This window comes from Bradyrhizobium stylosanthis (genome assembly GCF_001641335.1).
Classification (GTDB): Bacteria; Pseudomonadota; Alphaproteobacteria; order Rhizobiales; family Xanthobacteraceae; genus Bradyrhizobium; species Bradyrhizobium stylosanthis.
The window spans coordinates 136,911-153,748 of record NZ_LVEM01000003.1 but is presented as its reverse complement, the minus strand read 5'-3'; the positions used below and the strand labels follow the sequence as shown (position 1 = coordinate 153,748).

The window sequence follows — 16,838 nt, the reverse complement described above, 5'->3', positions numbered from 1 at the left end:
CGTTTTCTTCACGCGAACCGGTTCCCACTTCGCTCGAAAACGCTTTGTCAGAGCCACCGCTTGCGCCGCTTGAAGCTCTTGAGGTTCTTGAAACTCTTGCGCTGGTCGCCGGCGCCGCCGAGGTAGAACTCCTTGACGTCCTCATTGTCGCGCAAGTCGTCGGCGGTGCCGTCGAGCACGACCTTGCCCTGCTCCATGATGTAGCCGTGGCTTGCCACCGACAACGCGGCGCGGGCGTTCTGCTCGACCAGCAGGATGGTGACGCCGAGATCGCGGTTGATCTTCTGGATGATGGAGAACACCTCCTTCACCAGCAGCGGCGACAGGCCCATCGACGGCTCGTCCATCAGGATCATCTTCGGGCGCGCCATCAGCGCGCGGCCGATCGCGAGCATCTGCTGCTCGCCGCCGGAGAGATAGCCGGCGAGCCCGGTGCGCTCCTTCAGGCGCGGGAAATAATTGAAGACCATGTCGAGGTCGGCATCGACCTCGCGGTCCCTGCGGGTGAAGGCGCCGAGCTTGAGGTTCTCCAGCGACGTCATGTCGGCGACGATGCGGCGGCCCTCCATGACCTGGAAGATGCCGCGGCGGACGATCTTGTCGGGATCGATGCCGTTGATGCGCTCGCCCTCGAACAGGATCTCGCCGCGCGTGACCTCGCCGTCCTCGGTCTTCAGAAGTCCCGAGATCGCCTTCAGCGTCGTCGACTTGCCGGCGCCGTTCGCGCCCAGCAGCGCCACGATCGCACCCTTGGGCACGTCGAGGCTGAGGCCGCGCAGCACAAGGATGACGTCGTCATAGACGACCTCGATGTTGCGCACGGCGAGCAGGGGCGGCGCGGGCACGGCGCTTGGCGCGGAGCGGGATGCTTCGATGATTTCGGTCATTGGGTATGCCGCCAATCTACTGCTTTCGTCATGCCCGGGCTCGTCCCGGGCATCCACGTTCTTCGTGCCGAGCGGTCAGGCGTGGATGGCCGGGACATCTGTGCGAAGACGCGCTTCACTCTTTTGCCCGGCCATCACGCCTGAAGTTGCGGTTACCAGCCCAGCAGTTCCGCCTTGCGCGGCAGCTCGACGGTCTTGACCTTCTCGAGCTTGATCGTGCCCTTGGCCATGAGGTCGTTGAGGTCGCCGTCGGTCGCGCCCGACACCTTGGTGCGGTAGAGATCGACCTTCAGCGTGCCGCGGTGGTCCTTGTCGGTCCAGGTCGAGGGATTGCAGACGCCCTCCATGCCGGCCGGCACCCAGTCCTTCTTCTGGTAGAAGCCCTTGGCGACGTTCTCGCCGGTGGCGCCGCCGTTCTTGGCGGCCCAGTCGAGCGCCTCCTTCATGTACAGCGCCGAGCAGACTGCCGCGATGTAGTGCACGGGGCGATAGACCTTGCCGCTCGGGTCGGAGATCTTGGAGATCTCCATCACGGTCTTTATGCCGGGCGCATCGCCGCCCCAGCTCACCGCGGTGCGCAGCGGGAAGATCACGCCGTTGGCGGCATCGCCTGCGGTCTTGGCGGCGTTCTCGTCCATGCCCCAGACGTTGCCGAGGAACTGGATCTCGACGCCGGCGGTCTTGCAGGCCTTCATCACCGAGATGTTGGAGGCCGCGGTGTTGCCGAGATAGGCGTAGTTGGCGCCCGAGGACTTCAGGCTGAGGCACTGCGCGCTGTAGTCACCCGGCGTGAGTGCGAACACCAGCGGCGGCAACACCTCGAAGCCGAGCTCCTGCGCCATGGCCTCGCCGGCGGCCTTCGGCGCGTTCGGATAGGGGTGGTTCGCGCCCATGTGGACGAATTTCGGCTTGCCGGACTTGCCCTTGGCCTTCCAGTCCTCGGCCGCCCAGATCAGCATCGCGCGCAGCGAGTCCGAATAGCTCGGGCCATAGAAGAAATTGTAAGGCGCGGGCTTGGCCTTGCCGCTGACGCCTTCGGGATCGGTCAGCGCGGCGGCGTAGGAGCCGGAGAGATCGGGGATCTTGTCCTGGGCGAGGAAGCCGGTCAGTGCTTCCGTATCGGCCGTGCCCCAGCCCATGATCGCCGCGACCTTGCCGTCCGGCGCCGACCACTTCTTGTACAGCGCGATCGCGCGCGGCACCTGGTAGCCGTAGTCGTTGGTGTCGACGTTGAGCTGCTTGCCGCCGACGCCGCCGTTCTTGTTGACCCACGCAAAGGTGTCGGCGACGGCCTGGCCGTAGGGGGTGCCGACGTCGGAGGTGCCGCCGGAATAATCGGCGAGATGACCGATCGCGATCTGCGCCTGTGCGCCGGCCGAGAATGCGGCGATCACGAAAGCGAGCGATGCGGTGCTCAAAAGGGACTTTATCGTCATGGGTCGGTTCCTCCTGTTTATTGTTTAAGTGAGATTGCCGCGCTCAGTGCGAGAACGGATAGAGTTTCCAGTATGCCTTGATCTGCCGCCAGCGATGCGCGAGCCCGTCGGGCTCGAACATCAGGAACGCGATGATGATCACCCCGATCGCGATCTCGCGCAGGAAGGTGATGTTGGTGTTGAGCGACAAAGCCTTGTCGACCGCGCCGCCCTTGAGATAGTGGCTGATGAACTCCATGCCCTCGGGCAGCAGCACCACGAAGGCGGTGCCCATCAGCGTGCCCATGATCGAGCCGGTGCCGCCGATGATGATCATGGCCAGGAACAGGATCGATCGCTCGATCCCGAAACCTTCCTGGGAGACCACGAGCTGGTAGTGCGCATAGAGCGCACCGGCGATGCCGGCGAAGAAGGCGGCGAGGCCGAACGACAGCGTGCGGTATTTGGTGAGGTTGATGCCCATGATCTCCGCGGAGAGATAATGGTCGCGGATCGCCACCAGCGCACGGCCGTCGCGCGTGCGCATCAGATTGGTGACCAGGATGAAGCTCGCCAGCACATAGGCCAGCACGACGTAGAAATATTGTTTGTCGCCGCGCAGCGTGTAGCCGAAGATCGAGAACGGGTTTGCGCTCGCCGGCACCGAGCCGCCGGAGAACCATTCGGCGCGGGAGAAGAAGTCGAGCAGGATGTACTGCGCGGCCAGCGTCGCGATGACGAGATAGAGGCCCTTCAGCCGCGCGGCCGGGATGCCGAAGATCAGCCCGACCAGCGCGGTCACGAGCCCTGCGAGCGGGATCGCGAAGAACACGGGGATCGGCGCGTTGTTGGAGATGTAGGCCGAGGTGAAGGCGCCGAGCAGGAAGAAGGCGGCGTGCCCGATCGAGATCTGGCCGGTGAAGCCGACCAGGATGTTCAGCCCGAGCGCGGCGATCGAGAAGATGCCGATCTGGATCAGGATGCTGAGCCAGTAGCCACTGAAGAATTGCGGCGCGAGGCAGAGGAGCAGCACGCCTGCGATCGCGAAGTTGCGGCTGGTGGTGGTCGGGAAGATCGTGGTGTCGGCCGCGTAGGAGGTGCGGAAATCACCAGCAGGGATGAGGGCAGGGCCGGCCATGGGTCAGATCCGCTCGATGTCGTGGGTGCCGAACAAGCCGTAGGGCTTGATCATCAGCACGATGATGAGGACGTAGAACGGCGCGATCTCGTAGAGATTGCCCCAGTGCAGATATTCGCTGTCGACATATTGGGCGACGTTCTCGAGCAGCCCGATGATGATGCCGCCGAGCACGGCGCCGCCGACGGAATCGAGCCCGCCGAGGATCGCGGCCGGGAACACCTTGATGCCGTAGGCGGCAAGGCCCGAGGAGACGCCGTTGACGACGGCGACGACGACGCCCGCGACCGCCGACACCGTCGCCGAGATCGCCCAGGCCATCGCGAACACGCTCTTGACGGAAATGCCGAGCGACTGCGCCACCTGCTGGTTGAACGCGGTGGCGCGCATCGCAAGGCCGTATTTGGAGGCGCGGAAGAACCAGGCCATGCCGACCATCATCGCGACCGAGACGACGAGGCTCATCACGTAGACAGTCTGGATCTGAAGGCCGAACAGGCCCACCGACTGGCTCTCGAACACGCGGGGGAACGGCTGCGGATTGACGCCGAACATCCATTTCAGCGTGGCCTGGAGCACGGTCGACAGGCCGATCGTCACCATGATGACCGAAATAATGGGCTCGCCGATCATCGGCCGCAGGATCAGCACCTGCACCGCGATGCCGAACACGAACATGAACACCAGGGTCATCGGCATGCCGATCCAGAATGGCACCTGGTATTTGGCGAGCAGTGCCCAGCACACCCAGGCGCCGACCAGCAGCAGCTCACCTTGCGCGAAGTTGACGACCTGCGTCGCCTTGTAGATCAGCACGAACGACATCGCGACCACGCCATAGAGCGTGCCGACCACGAGGCCGTTGACCAGGAGCTGGATGAGGAAGGCGGTGTTCATGTCGGTTCCGTGTTATCTTCGCCTCTCGCCGCTTGCGGGGAGAGGCCGACGCGCGGAACGCGCGGCGGGTGAGGGGGAGTCTCCGCATGCGAGGTGCTGATGAATCCAAGACCGAGCGCGCTAGGCATTTGCGAGCGGCGTTGACCGATGCTGAAGGAAAACTCTGGTATCGCCTGCGTGCCCGCAGGCTGAGTGGCTACAAATTCGTTCGGCAGGAGCCGATCGGCCCGTACACCGTCGACTTTATCTGCCGCGAGGCTCGGCTGATCATTGAAGTAGACGGCGGTCAACATGCGAACAGTTTGCGTGATGTCGTGCGCGACAAATGGTTGACCGATCGGAACTATCGGATCCTGCGGTTCTGGAACAACGACGTTTCGAGCAATCTGGTCGGCGTTCTCGAAACGATTTTCACCGCCCTCGCGGAGACTCCCCCTCACCCGGATCGCTGACGCGCTCCGGCCTCTCCCCGCAAGCGGGGAGAGGCGAAGGGCAGCAGCGCGCGCGGCGATGGAGTGCCTCACTCCGCGGCCTCCGCCATGTGCCCATGTCCGCCGAGATCGACCACGCGCAGCGTCGTTCGCACGCGCTGCGTGGTGCCGTCTTGGAAGCGGATCACGGTGTCGACGGGGATGTCGGCATCGCCGCGGTAGATGGCGTCGATGATCCCTTCGTACTTCTCGTTGATGACGCCGCGTCGCACCTTTCGCGTGCGGGTGAGCTCGCCGTCGTCGGCATCGAGCTCCTTGTAGAGCAGGAGGAAGCGCGAGATGCGCTGGGCCGGCGGCAGCGTGGCGTTGACGGTCTCGACCTCCTTCTGCAGCAGCTTGTAGACCTCGGGCCGTGAGGCGAGATCGCTGTAGGTGGTGAAGGAGAGGCGGTTCTTCTCCGCCCATTTCGAGATGATGGAGTAGCGGATGCAGATCATCGCCGCGAGCGCATCGCGGCCGGCGCCGAGCACCACGGCCTCCGCGATATAGGGCGAGAATTTCAGCTTGTTCTCGATGAATTGCGGCGAGAAGCGTTCGCCGCGCGAGGTCTCGGCGAGGTCCTTGATGCGGTCGATGACGACGAGCTGCTGGTTGGCGTTGAAATAGCCGGCATCGCCCGAGAGCATCCAGCCGTCCTTGATGTCGGCAACGCTCGCCTCCGGGTTCTTGTAGTACCCCAGGAACATGTTGGGATGCCGGACCACGATCTCGCCGACGCCGTGGACGTCGGCGTTGTCGATGCGGATCTCGACGCTGTCGGCCATCGGCACGCCGGTCGTGTCAGGGTCGACCTTGCCTTCGGGATGCAGCGTGTAGGCCCCCAGCAACTCGGTCTGGCCGTAGAGCGTGCGCAGCGGCACGCCCATGGCCTGGAAGAACTTGAAGGTGTCGGGGCCGAGAGCGGCGCCGCCGGTGGCGGCCGAGCGCAGGCGGGTGAAGCCGAGGCGATCGCGCAGCGCGCGGAACAGGATGGCGTCGGCAAAGCCGGAGCGCTCGCCCTGGTCGAGCGCGGCGAGGCCCGATTTCATGCCGATGTCGAACAGGCGCTGCTTGAAGGGCGTTGCGTCCATCACCTTGGCGCGGACGTCGGCGGCGATCGACTCCCAGACCCGCGGGGCAAAGAGCACGAAGGTCGGCGCGATCTCGCGCAGATCGTTCATCATCGTGTCGGGCTCTTCGACGAAGTTGATCTTCATCCGGCAGAGCAGACCTTTGCCCAGCACATAGACCTGTTCCATGATCCACGGCAGCGGCAGCACCGAGACGTATTCGTCATCGGGTCCCTTGGGATCGAAGGCGAGATAGGTCGCGCAATGGCCCAGCACGCGGCCGGCGGCAAGCATCGCCAGTTTCGGGTGCGAGGTGGTGCCCGACGTGGTGCAGAGGATCGCGACGTCCTCGCCCTTGGTCGCGTCGACCAGCTTGTCGTAAAGCTGCGGCTCGCGCGTCGCGCGGGCGCGGCCGAGTTCGGCAAATTTCTCCGCCGACATCAGGCGCGGGTCGTCATATTTCCGCATGCCGCGCGGGTCGGAATAGATGATGTGCTTTAGCTTCGGCACGCGTTCGGCCAGCGCCAGCAGCTTGTCGACCTGCTCCTCGTCCTCGGCAAAGACGAGCTGTGCCTCGCCATAGGTAAGAAGGTAGGCGGCTTCTTCATCGAGCACGTCGCGATAGAGCCCGAGGCTGAGGCCACCGATCGCATGCGTCGCCACTTCCGCCGCAACCCAGTCCGGCCGGTTGTCGCCGATGATGCCGATGACATCGTTGCGTCCGAGGCCGAGCTCGATCAGGCCGAGCGCGAAGTCGCGCACGCGGGTCTGGTAGTCGTTCCAGGTGAAGATGCGCCAGAGGCCGAGATCCTTCTCGCGCAGCGCGATCTCGTTGCCGTGCTCTTTCGCGTTCAGGCGGAGCATCTTGGGATAGGTGTCGGCCTGCGCGACGCGGCCCGCATAATCCATCATGCCGCGCTCTCCTGCGCCGGCGGAGCATCGTCGGGATCGACCAGCACCTCGTCTTCCTCGCCAAGATAGGCGCGCCTGACGTGGGGATCGGCGAGCACCGCGCCCGGATCGCCCTCGGCGATCTTGCGGCCGAAATCCAGCACCATGACGCGGTGGGAGATGTCCATCACCACGCCCATGTCGTGCTCGATCATCACGACGGTCATCCCGAACTCCTCGTTGAGATCGACGATGTAGCGGGCCATGTCCTCCTTCTCCTCGAAGTTCATGCCGGCCATCGGCTCATCGAGGAGGATGAGGCGGGGCTCCAGCGCCATGGCGCGGGCGAGCTCGACGCGCTTGCGCAGGCCGTAGGAGAGGGTGCCGGCGGTCGCCTTGCGCACCGACTGCAGGTCGAGGAAGTCGATGATCTCCTCGACCTTGCGGCGGTGCGCGAGCTCTTCCTTGCGCGCGCCGGTGAGCCAGTACAGCGATCCCGTGAGGAAGTTGTTCTTCAGGAGGTGATGGCGGCCGACCATGATGTTGTCGAGCACGCTCATGTGGTGGAACAGCGCCAGATTCTGGAAGGTGCGGCCGATGCCGAGCGAGGCGCGGGCGTTCGGCGTCAGGCCGGTGATGTCGCGGTCGCCGTAGAACAGCTGGCCTTCGGTCGGTTTGTAGCGACCGGAAATACAGTTCACGATCGAGGTCTTGCCGGCACCGTTGGGGCCGATGATCGAGAACAGCTCGCCCTCCTTGATGGCGAAGCTGACATCGGTCAGCGCACGGACGCCGCCGAATCGCAGGGACACGCCGCGCACTTCGAGACTGGTAGCCACCAAACAAATCCCTCCCGGTGATGGCGCATTCTGCGGCGCTCTTCGTCCGTTGCTCGCGGGCGATCCTAGTACGGCCGTGCCGGACAGACCATGCAGCAGATGGTCCCGACCGGACCCGCGCCACTTTCGTTCCCGTTTGGGATCAAAAGCCGCATCACCCGAGGTGGCTCTCAATAAGGGAAAGCGCTATTTTGAAATGTCTCCGGCCTGACAATTCTGCGACAAAGTTTTTCGGACCGAGGCGGTCTTCATCTTTCGTCGGATGGCGGCGGGAATAATGATGCTGCGATGCAGCATGGAGCGGAGTGACGATACGGTGCGGCTGACTTCGGGATCATGATTTCAGAGGATCAACTGAAGCGCATTGCCGCCTGGTCACGCGAGCTCACGCAAGCGGAGATCGAGGTCGCGCGCGCCGGGATCACGGAGCGGTCCTACGGCACCGGCGAGACCGTGTTCATGCGCGGCGATACCTTCGACTATTGGGCGGGAATGGTCTTCGGCCTTGCCCGGATGGGCGGGGTGTCGCGCGACGGCAAGGAGACGAGCCTGGCCGGCCTGACGGCCGGCGCCTGGTTCGGCGAGGGCAGCGTGCTCAAGAACGAGCCGCGCCGCTACGACGTGGTCGCCCTGCGCAACAGCCGCGTCGCGCTGATGGAGCGCAGCGCCTTCATGTGGCTGTTCGAGAACAGCGTCGGCTTCAACCGCTTCCTGGTGCGCCAGCTCAACGAGCGGCTCGGCCAGTTCATCGGCATGCTCGAGGTCAACCGCACGCTCGATGCCACCTCGCGCCTCGCCCGCAGCATCGCCTCGCTGTTCAACCCGATCCTCTATCCGGAATCGACCGCGCATCTGGAGATCACCCAGGAGGAGATCGGCGCGCTGTCCGGCATGTCGCGCCAGAATGCCAACCGCGCGCTGAACCGGCTGGAGAAGGAGGGGCTGCTGCGGCTCGAATATGGCGGCGTCACCATCCTCGATGTCGAGCGGCTGCGCGGCTACGGTGACTAGAGCGTTTTCACGCGAAGTGGATACCGGTTCGCGTCGAGAAAACGCGTCAAACAAGAACCCAGAGCTCTGTTCCGATTGATCGGAACAGAGCTCTAGCGCGCGTTGGCGGGGGCGTGCAGCGGCCAGAGGTCGGCGCGCCAGCGGATCGCGATTGCCAGCATCGCGATGAAGCCGGCGGCAGCGTAGAGCGAGCCGGTCGCGGAATAGCCGATGATGTCGATCAGGCTGCCGGCCGCGAGCAATCCGAGCGGCAGGCCGTAGATCACCATCATGCGCACGCCCATCACGCGGCCGCGCAGATGCGCGCTCGCCGTGCGCATTAGGATCACGGCCGCCGAGATCATCGACATGCTCTGCGCGATGCCGGCGAGAACGAGGCAGGCCATCGCCACCGGCATGGTCCTGATCTCCACGAACACCAGCAGCATGGTGTACCAGGCCAGCGTCGCGCCGATCAGCAGCCGGGCAATCCGCAATCCGCCGACTAGGCTGAGCGTGATGGAGCCGATCAGCGAACCGACGGCGAAGCTCGCCGAGAGATAGCCGAGACCGGTCTGGTCGGTGTGAAAGATCTCCCGCGCGATGTAAGGCAACAGTCCGCCAGTGAAGGGAAATGCGGTCAGGTTGGCGAGGAAAGCCACGCACAGTGCAGCACCCATTCCAGGGCCATTCCAGGCGTAGACGATGCCTTCCTTCAGCTCGTCGAGCAGTTTTGAAACGGCGCGGCTGTTCGCCGGCAGATCGGTCGTGACAACGGATCTTTCCGGCCGGGTCAGGCAGGACATGAGAATTGCTGCCACCAAATAGAGGCTGGCGACCGCCGCATAGACGAATCCAATGCCGAGCACGGCGAAGAGGCCGGCTCCCGTCAGCGCTCCGGCAATGCGGGCGCTATCCTGAGTCGTGCGTGACAGGCTGATCGCGCCGACGAGCTGCGCGGCCGGCATGATGTCGGCGAGCAACGCGCTGCGAAGGCCGAGATCGGAGGAGCGGATCAGGCCCATGATCGTCACGATGATCATGACGTTGAGCGGGGCCAGGTGCCCCGTCAGCGCCAGCACCATGATGGTCGCGGCCAGCACCGTATAGGTGAGGCGCAGCACGACGAGGAGATCGCGGTGACCCATGCGGTCGCCCACCATCCCGAGCACGGGTGCAATCAGCGTTCCCAGATATTGCAGCGAGGCGAGAACGGTCAGCAGCAGCACCGAGCCGGTCTCGACCAGGATGTACCAGCCGAGCACCAGCGTCTCGACCTCGAAGGCCCAGGAGGTGAGCAGGTCGGAGGGCCACTGGAAGCGATAGTTGCGGATGCGGAATGGCGCGAGTGCGGATGGCCGTACGGTTGTGCTCAAGATGCGATGACGGGTTTCACGGCGATTCCCTGCCCTTATTCTTCGTTCTTCTGTTCGCGAGCGTAGTACCGGCGACGCGCGAGTCAATTGACGCTACGGCATGCCGCCATGCTTGCCGACGAATCACTTCGCGCTGCGGCCGGCTTTCGATCCGCCAGCGCACCCGCAGCATATCCGCTCGAAGGGGTAGAGCAGTCGCGGCCGCTTGCTCTTCCGGTGCGTCGAGCCCATTCTGGTCCGCATCGTGGGCCCCCGAGGTCGGGCCCAGCCGATAGCGCCATCGCGGCTTCCGCGAGGTTTTGGGCCATGAACTGCTCGGGTTGCGGTTTCGAGGTTCAGAGCGGCTTTGCCTTCTGCCCGCAGTGCGGCACGAAGCAGCCGAGCGCGTGCCCTGGCTGCGGCTTTCCATGCGCGCCTGACTTCGCGTATTGCCCGAAATGCGGCACTCTCGTCGCTGCGGCCCCCAAGGGCGGCGGGCAGGCAGCGGTGCGGACGGCGACGACAGTCCCATCGGCCATCTCTTCGCCACCGCTCGTGCCCACGCCCGAGGCTCAACACGTATTTCGACCGCCGTCGGACAAAATCGATAGCGAAGCGAACCGCCGCACCATCACCGTGCTGTTTGCCGACCTCAGCGGCTTCACTGCGATGAGCGAGCGGCTCGACCCCGAGGTCATGCAGACGCTTCAGAACGAATTGTTCGCGGAGCTGACGGCCGCGGTGCAGGGCTTTGGCGGCTTTGTGGACAAATTCATCGGCGATGCGCTGCTCGCACTGTTTGGTGCGCCAGCCGCGCACGAGGACGACCCGGAGCGGGCGGTCCGCGCTGCCCTCGACATGATGGTGCGGACGGCGCGACTTAGCGAGCGCGCGAAGGCCTATGCCGGTTCGCCGCTGCTGCTCCATGTCGGCATCAACACCGGACACGTCGTTGCAGGCGGGCTGGGCGTCGGCGTTGCCAAATCCTATTCGGTGACCGGCGACACAGTGAATACCGCCCAGCGGCTGCAGTCGATGGCGTCTCCGGGCGAGGTGCTGGTCGGACCGATGACCTACCGTCTGACGCGGCATGCGTTCGCCTATGATTCGCTTGGCGAAGTCTCGCTCAAGGGCAAGATGGGCAGCGTTCTGGTCCACCGACTGACGGGACCGCTCGAGACGCCCCGTGCGGCACGAGGCCTCGACACGCTGGGCCTCGATGCGCCGCTGATCGGACGTGACGCCGAGCTTGCGCGCGTGGTCGGCAGCCTTGATCGCGCTTGCGGCGGCGCGGCTCAACTGGTGCGGCTGGTCGGCGAGGCCGGCATCGGGAAGACGCGCCTGGTGAGCGAATTCGTTGCCCGCATCGGCGAGGAGGATCGCTTCGCGGGGGTGGCGATCCGGCAGGCGGTCTGCTCGCCGCTCGGCGAGCAATCCTACGGCACACTCGCCGCGGTGCTGCGCAGCGCCTATGGCATCGCACAGAAGGCCGGCGCCGCAGAGGCGGAGGCGAAGGTTGCCGAAGCGCTGTCGGAACTTGGCCTTGCGACTGACGAGGCCGATCGCCTGATGCCTCTCTATCTGCATGTTCTTGGCCACGGCGACCGCGACGCCGTGCTCAGGCACGTCGAGCCCGAACAGCTTCGTCGGCAGATTTTCTTCGCGATCCGCACCGTCTTCGAACGCCGGCTCGCGTTGTCGCCGCTGCTGATCATCGTCGAGGATCTGCATTGGGCCGATGCGGTGTCGCTCGAAGCCTTGCGGTTCCTGACGGACCGGCTGGAGCGGTCGCGGCTGATGCTGCTGTTCACACATCGGCCGATGCTGGAGCTGGACCAGTTTGGTTCGAGCCGGATCAGTCACACCACTCTTCGGCTGCCTCCGCTTGGCGACGCTGACGGACAAAGGCTGCTCGCGGCGTATTTCAGTCACGGCCTGCGTGAACCGCCGGGACAATTGTTCAGCCGTATCCTCGATCGCGCCGGCGGCAATCCGCTTTTCCTCGAGGAGATCATCCGCGGCCTCATCGAAGCCGGCGCCCTCGTGCGCGACGGCGCGCAGTGGCGCATGACGTCGGACGAAGCCGCCGCCGATATTCCGGCAAGCATTCAGGCGTTGTTGCTGGCGCGTCTGGATCGGTTGCCGCATCAGGTGAGGCGCCTGGCCCAGGAAGCCGCGGTGATTGGCCCGCGCTTCGATGCGGCCATTCTCGGCGCGGCGGCAACTGAGCCGGCAAGGGTCGAGCCGGGGCTCGAACTTCTGTGCGACGCCGAGATCGTCGAGGAGGTCGCCGGCTCGAACTCGATTTCGCTGCGGACCTACCGCTTCACGCAGACCATGCTGCAGGACGTGATCTATCAGAACCTGCTTCTGCAGCGCCGGATCGAACTCCACGGTCGGATCGGCGCCGCGCTGGAGCGGCTCTATGGCAACGAGCCCGAGCGGCTCGAAGATCTCGTCCTGCTTGGACACCATTTCAGTCTCAGCGCAAGCAAGCCGAAAGGCGCGCGCTATCTGCGCGCGGCCGGTGATCGCGCACGCGCGAGCTATGCCAACGACGATGCCATCCGCTTCTATCAGCAGTCTCTCGCCGTGCTGCTCGCCGGCGGCGAACGGGACGGGGAACGCCTGGTCCTCTATGAGCGGATCGCGGACCTCTGTCGCGTGGCCGGCCGCCGAAGCACGGCCGAGGAGCACTACCGACGCGCCCTCGAGGAGCATCGCACGGACGGGGATCGGATCGGCGAAGCACGAATTCTTCGCAAGCTCGGCCACTTGTTGTGGGACGCCGGCAAGCGCACCAGCGCGGAGACGTATCATGCCGAGGCGGCCGAGCGGCTTGGCGGGACCGACGCGCCGATCGAGTGGGCGCACCTCCTGCAGGAGCGCGGCCGTCTCGCGTTTCGTGTGGGGGATCACGTCGCCGCCGCGAGGTGGGCAGACGAGGCGCTCGGCTTCGCGCGGTCCGCGCCGGCGAACGCGGACGAGCAGGCCGGGAGCGAAGCGGCGCGCGCCATTGCGGAGGCGCTCAACACCAAGGGTGTTGCGCTGGCGCGGCTTGGGCGACACCAGGAGGCGGTGCGCGAGGTGGAGCAAAGTGTCGCGGCAGCCGAAGCCGCCGGCCTCCTCAACGTGGCATGTCGCGGCTACACGAATCTTGGCGTGCTCTACACGATCGTCGACCCGGCGAAAGCGATGGAGGTTTGCAGACGCGGGCTCGATGTCGCGCATCGTATCGGCGACCTCGGCTTCCAGGCTCGCCTGCTGGCCAATTTTGCCGTCGCCTGCTGCACCTTCACGGACAGATGTACCGACGAGGGGGTGCCGGCCGCCGAGAAGGCGATCGAGATCGATCGCGCGCTCGATCAGCGCGAGCATCTTCCGGTGCCCCTGATCGTGCTCGGGCAGATCCATCAATGCCACTTCCGTCCTGACCTCGCAGCGCGCTGCTACGACGAGGCCATCGAGGTCGCGACCGAGACCGGTGAGCCGCAGCAGCTGTTTCCGTGTTATGATGGTCTTGCGACACTGAACCTTGATCGAGGCGACATGCCCGAGGCCGAGCGGTATTTCGCGCTGGCCCATGATGTCTGCGCCCGGCACGACCTCGATCCCGCAGGGCTGATCGTACTGCCATTTCTTGACTAGCCAATGTGAGGGAGTTCAACCATGTCAGACCATCACGTCGATGCACCACTTCAGCCAGGCGATCGCGCACCGAACATCGTGCTGGACGCCATCACGCGCGAAGGAAAGGTCGCGCTCGAGGATTATCGCGGGCATAGTCCGTTACTGGTCGGCCTGTTTCGCGGACTGCACTGTCCGTTTTGCCGGCGCCATATCGCCGCGCAGGCACAGCTCGACGGGGCGTTGCGCGGCAAGGGCATCGAAAGCCTCACGGTCGTCAATACGCCGATCGACCGGGCGCGGCTCTACTTCCGCTATCATCCTTTGCCCAATTTGCTTGCCGCGTCCGACCCCGACCGGATCTCGCATCGCGCGTTCGGCCTGCCCAATATCGAGTTCACGGAGAACGAGACCGAGTGGCCGCGCAAGGTGGGTATGGACGTGGTCATGAGCATGAACGTCGACATGCCCGGCGAACTGCCTCGCCCGATGAACCGGCCGGCGGCCGCCGAGTACCTCAACAACAAGGACGGTTACGAGATGACCGAAGCCGATCAGCGCATGGCGGCGGCCGGCACGGGCCAGCTGTTCGGCCAGTTCCTGCTCGATCGGGAAGGGATCGTGCGCTGGACGTTTACCGAGGTCCCTGACGGCGGCCAGCGCATGTTCGGAGCGCCGAGCCCACAGGAGCTGATGTCGGCCGCCTCGCAGGTGGCGAGCTAGATGTCGCCGTCCGGCGACTAATCCGCCGCGTGCGGCCGTTTCTCCGCGAGGGCCAGCGCCATCGCCGAGATCAGCGGGCGCATGAAATAGTGGTCCTCCACCGGCGCGATATCAGTGCGCAAGCCGTGCGCGGCGAGCTCGCCGGAGACCGCGGGTCCCACTGAGGCGATCAGCGTCCGCTCGAATCCGGCGCGCAGGCGCGCTTCGAGGCCATGCGCCCGCGCGGTCTCGACCAGGCGGCGGACCTGACCGAGATTGGTTAGTGCGATGGAATCGATCCGCCCCTCCGCCATGTCGTCGATAGCGGCGACGATATTGGCATCCGCGGCCTTGGAATCGTAGATATAGGGCAGCACGGTATCGACTTCGGCGCCTTGCGCCGAAAGCGCGCCGGTCAATGCGCCGTGGTCCTTGTCCGGATAGAGCTGAAGACCGAGCCGCCGCCCTTTCAGGTCGAGCTTGCCCAGCATCTCGATCACGCCCTCGGTGGTCGGCTTCTCCGTGGTCTGCTGCGCGTCCAGAGAGACCTCACGCAGGGCCCTGCCGGGTTTCGGCCCGCGGGTGAATTTTCGCGATTGGGCGAGCGAGGCGACGAGGGCTTGGTCGAGCCCGCGGGCGCGCGCGAGCTTCATGATCCGCCGCAGGCCTTCGCCGGTCATCAGCACGAGATCGTCGAACGGCTTGTCGATGGCGCGGCGGATCCAGGCCTCGACCGGGGCGGGGTCCGGTGCATCTTCGATGGTGAACATCGGGCATTGCACCACCTCGGCACCTTGCTCGGCCAGGAGCTTCGAAAACTGCGCCTCCTCGCGTGTTTCCAGGATCAGGATGCGGGTGCCGTTCAAGCGGTCGGCCATGGGCGAGCTCCGGTCAGTCAAATCGCAATGGACCATTCATCCTGACTCCGCGGTCGGGATTGGCGCAAGGCCGGGGTCGGTGCTAGAGCAGGGCGCAAATCGCGGGGTGTTCCGCGCCCGTGCCCAAACCTTCATCAAGAGCCATTTCTTCAACAGCCATGCCCGACCATCAATATGTCCTGACCCTGTCCTGTCCGGATCGTCCCGGCATCGTCTCGGCGGTGTCGACCTTTCTGGCGAATTCCGGACAGAACATTCTCGACGCCCAGCAGTTCGACGACGTCGAGACCAAGAAGTTCTTCATGCGCGTGGTGTTCACCGCGGCCGACCTTGCCGTGGAACTGTCCGCGCTGCAGACCGGGTTTACCGCGATCGCGGAGCGTTTCGGCATGGAATGGCAGATGCGCGACCGCGCCGCGCATCGCAAGGTGATGCTGCTGGTCTCGAAGTCCGACCACTGCCTGGTCGACATTCTCTACCGCTGGCGCACCGGCGAATTGCCGATGACGCTGGCCGCGATCGTCTCCAACCATCCGCGCGAGGTCTATTCGGGGCTCGATTTCGGCGAGATCCCGTTCCACTATTTGCCCGTGACCAAGGAGACCAAGCGCGAGCAAGAGGCGCAGATCATGGACCTCGTTGGCAAGACGAAGACCGATCTGGTGGTGCTCGCCCGCTACATGCAGATCCTGTCCGACGATCTCTCGGCAAAGCTCTCGGGACGCTGTATCAACATCCATCACTCGTTCCTGCCGGGCTTCAAGGGCGCAAAACCCTATCACCAGGCCCATGAGCGCGGGGTCAAGCTGATCGGCGCCACCGCGCATTACGTCACGCGCGATCTCGACGAAGGTCCGATCATCGACCAGGACGTCGAGCGCATCAGCCACCGCGACACGCCGGAAGATCTCGTGCGCAAGGGCCGCGACATCGAACGCCGCGTGCTCGCCCGCGCGATCCGCTACCATCTGGACGATCGCGTCATCCTCAACGGCCGCAAGACCGTGGTGTTCGTGGATTGATGTTTTGAGAGTGGGGGCGGAGAGCCTCCACAGCGTCATGGCCGGGACAAGCCCGGGCATGACGGCTTCTCGTGAATGTTTGTCCTGCCGCTTGCAGGGCGCAAAGCCTCAGCGCACCGCGCTGCCCGACGTCGCGCCGGTCGTCCCCGTCGCGCCCTTCTGCGCCTGCTCTTCCTTCTCGCGATCGGCCGCCGGCATCAACCGCTTGCGCTCGCGCTCCTTCATGTAGGCGTCGTATTGCGGCGTTCCCGGCCGCGGCGGTGCGTCTGCCGGAAGGCCGCCGGCCCATTGCGGAACGTAGTCGCCCATGCCGGCCGAGAGCTTCTCGTTGACCGTGCCGCAGCCCGGCAGACCCGCGGCGAGCGCGAGCAGGAGGAGCAAGGAACGGAATCGCATGATCATGGGATAGGCACGCTGTGTCGGAAGGAGATCGGACGCCGGATGACCGGCGCCGGAAGGGTAGCCTTCAACAAGGTAAAATTGGCTTATTCGAGATAGGTATGAAAATACCCAAAATGGTGGAGCGCCTCACCCGCCGATGTTCAGATTCTGCAAATGAATGGCGAAATCCTCCATCCACCCGACCGGACGCTTTCCTAGACTGTGCTGAAGTCGCTCGCGACAATCTGGCCAACGCCGGCGGGGGCATTTTTCGTT

The 16,838-nt window shown here is 64.8% G+C and carries 14 protein-coding genes; 5 read left to right on the top strand and 9 right to left on the bottom strand.

Annotation, left to right across the window (positions count from 1 at the left end; genetic code table 11):
- Positions 1 to 47: 47 nt before the first annotated feature.
- The 4 genes from A7X65_RS20505 to A7X65_RS20490 form a co-directional block, all read right to left on the bottom strand.
- Positions 48 to 887, bottom strand: a complete 840-nt coding sequence (locus A7X65_RS20505; RefSeq protein ID WP_063688076.1) for an ABC transporter ATP-binding protein — start codon at positions 885 to 887, stop codon at positions 48 to 50.
- 152 nt (positions 888 to 1,039) lie between these two features.
- Entirely contained in the window at positions 1,040 to 2,323 is a 1,284-nt protein-coding gene (locus tag A7X65_RS20500) for an ABC transporter substrate-binding protein (protein WP_063688074.1), read from the bottom strand.
- A 43-nt stretch (positions 2,324 to 2,366) separates the two neighbouring features.
- Entirely contained in the window at positions 2,367 to 3,440 is a 1,074-nt protein-coding gene (locus A7X65_RS20495; protein WP_063688072.1) for a branched-chain amino acid ABC transporter permease, read from the bottom strand.
- A gap of 3 nt (positions 3,441 to 3,443) precedes the next feature.
- Complete coding sequence (locus A7X65_RS20490) at positions 3,444 to 4,337, bottom strand: branched-chain amino acid ABC transporter permease (protein ID WP_063688070.1); 894 nt, start codon at positions 4,335 to 4,337, stop codon at positions 3,444 to 3,446.
- A gap of 86 nt (positions 4,338 to 4,423) precedes the next feature.
- Between A7X65_RS20490 and A7X65_RS20485 the strand changes: the two genes are divergently transcribed.
- Complete coding sequence (locus tag A7X65_RS20485; RefSeq protein WP_063688068.1) at positions 4,424 to 4,789, top strand: endonuclease domain-containing protein; 366 nt, start codon at positions 4,424 to 4,426, stop codon at positions 4,787 to 4,789.
- A gap of 68 nt (positions 4,790 to 4,857) precedes the next feature.
- Here A7X65_RS20485 and A7X65_RS20480 read toward each other — a convergent pair whose 3' ends face one another.
- Entirely contained in the window at positions 4,858 to 6,789 is a 1,932-nt protein-coding gene (locus A7X65_RS20480; RefSeq protein ID WP_063688066.1) for a long-chain fatty acid--CoA ligase, read from the bottom strand.
- Positions 6,786 to 7,607: an ABC transporter ATP-binding protein gene (locus tag A7X65_RS20475; protein ID WP_063690633.1), complete on the bottom strand. Its 822-nt coding sequence runs from the start codon at positions 7,605 to 7,607 to the stop codon at positions 6,786 to 6,788. Before A7X65_RS20475 ends, A7X65_RS20480 begins: the two co-directional genes overlap by 4 nt.
- Positions 7,608 to 7,943: 336 nt before the next feature.
- Here A7X65_RS20475 and A7X65_RS20470 point away from each other — a divergent pair, with 336 nt between their 5' ends.
- Entirely contained in the window at positions 7,944 to 8,618 is a 675-nt protein-coding gene (locus A7X65_RS20470; RefSeq protein ID WP_063688065.1) for a Crp/Fnr family transcriptional regulator, read from the top strand.
- Between the two features lie 92 nt (positions 8,619 to 8,710).
- Here the strand turns inward: A7X65_RS20470 and A7X65_RS20465 are convergent, their stop codons facing one another.
- On the bottom strand, positions 8,711 to 9,973 hold the full coding sequence (locus A7X65_RS20465) for an MFS transporter (RefSeq protein ID WP_063688064.1): 1,263 nt from the start codon (positions 9,971 to 9,973) through the stop codon (positions 8,711 to 8,713).
- Between the two features lie 306 nt (positions 9,974 to 10,279).
- On the opposite strand from A7X65_RS20465, the gene A7X65_RS20460 reads away from it, so the two are divergent.
- Positions 10,280 to 13,600 (top strand): adenylate/guanylate cyclase domain-containing protein, encoded by a 3,321-nt coding sequence (locus A7X65_RS20460; protein ID WP_063688063.1) that lies wholly within the window; start codon positions 10,280 to 10,282, stop codon positions 13,598 to 13,600.
- 21 nt (positions 13,601 to 13,621) lie between these two features.
- Positions 13,622 to 14,302, top strand: a complete 681-nt coding sequence (locus A7X65_RS20455) for a redoxin domain-containing protein (RefSeq protein ID WP_063688062.1) — start codon at positions 13,622 to 13,624, stop codon at positions 14,300 to 14,302.
- A gap of 17 nt (positions 14,303 to 14,319) precedes the next feature.
- Here the strand turns inward: A7X65_RS20455 and A7X65_RS20450 are convergent, their stop codons facing one another.
- A complete protein-coding gene (locus tag A7X65_RS20450; protein WP_063688061.1) occupies positions 14,320 to 15,159 on the bottom strand; it encodes a uroporphyrinogen-III synthase in 840 nt (279 codons plus the stop codon).
- Positions 15,160 to 15,317: 158 nt separating this feature from the next.
- On the opposite strand from A7X65_RS20450, the gene purU reads away from it, so the two are divergent.
- Positions 15,318 to 16,181 (top strand): formyltetrahydrofolate deformylase, encoded by an 864-nt coding sequence (gene purU, locus A7X65_RS20445; RefSeq protein ID WP_063688060.1) that lies wholly within the window; start codon positions 15,318 to 15,320, stop codon positions 16,179 to 16,181.
- Between the two features lie 108 nt (positions 16,182 to 16,289).
- On the opposite strand, the gene A7X65_RS20440 is transcribed toward purU, so the two are convergent.
- Positions 16,290 to 16,583, bottom strand: a complete 294-nt coding sequence (locus A7X65_RS20440; RefSeq protein WP_063688058.1) for a hypothetical protein — start codon at positions 16,581 to 16,583, stop codon at positions 16,290 to 16,292.
- Between the last annotated feature and the right edge of the window lie 255 nt (positions 16,584 to 16,838).

Excerpts from the sequence above, each read along its gene's own strand:
- A7X65_RS20505 (WP_063688076.1), bottom strand. The coding sequence starts at position 887 with ATGACCGAAATCATCGAAGCATCCCGCTCCGCGCCAAGCGCCGTGCCC.
- A7X65_RS20500 (WP_063688074.1), bottom strand. The coding sequence starts at position 2,323 with ATGACGATAAAGTCCCTTTTGAGCACCGCATCGCTCGCTTTCGTGATC.
- A7X65_RS20495 (WP_063688072.1), bottom strand. The coding sequence starts at position 3,440 with ATGGCCGGCCCTGCCCTCATCCCTGCTGGTGATTTCCGCACCTCCTAC.
- A7X65_RS20490 (WP_063688070.1), bottom strand. The coding sequence starts at position 4,337 with ATGAACACCGCCTTCCTCATCCAGCTCCTGGTCAACGGCCTCGTGGTC.
- A7X65_RS20485 (WP_063688068.1), top strand. The coding sequence starts at position 4,424 with ATGCGAGGTGCTGATGAATCCAAGACCGAGCGCGCTAGGCATTTGCGA.
- A7X65_RS20480 (WP_063688066.1), bottom strand. The coding sequence starts at position 6,789 with ATGATGGATTATGCGGGCCGCGTCGCGCAGGCCGACACCTATCCCAAG.
- A7X65_RS20470 (WP_063688065.1), top strand. The coding sequence starts at position 7,944 with ATGATTTCAGAGGATCAACTGAAGCGCATTGCCGCCTGGTCACGCGAG.
- A7X65_RS20460 (WP_063688063.1), top strand. The coding sequence starts at position 10,280 with ATGAACTGCTCGGGTTGCGGTTTCGAGGTTCAGAGCGGCTTTGCCTTC.
- A7X65_RS20455 (WP_063688062.1), top strand. The coding sequence starts at position 13,622 with ATGTCAGACCATCACGTCGATGCACCACTTCAGCCAGGCGATCGCGCA.
- A7X65_RS20450 (WP_063688061.1), bottom strand. The coding sequence starts at position 15,159 with ATGGCCGACCGCTTGAACGGCACCCGCATCCTGATCCTGGAAACACGC.
- purU (WP_063688060.1), top strand. The coding sequence starts at position 15,318 with ATGCCCGACCATCAATATGTCCTGACCCTGTCCTGTCCGGATCGTCCC.
- A7X65_RS20440 (WP_063688058.1), bottom strand. The coding sequence starts at position 16,583 with ATGATCATGCGATTCCGTTCCTTGCTCCTCCTGCTCGCGCTCGCCGCG.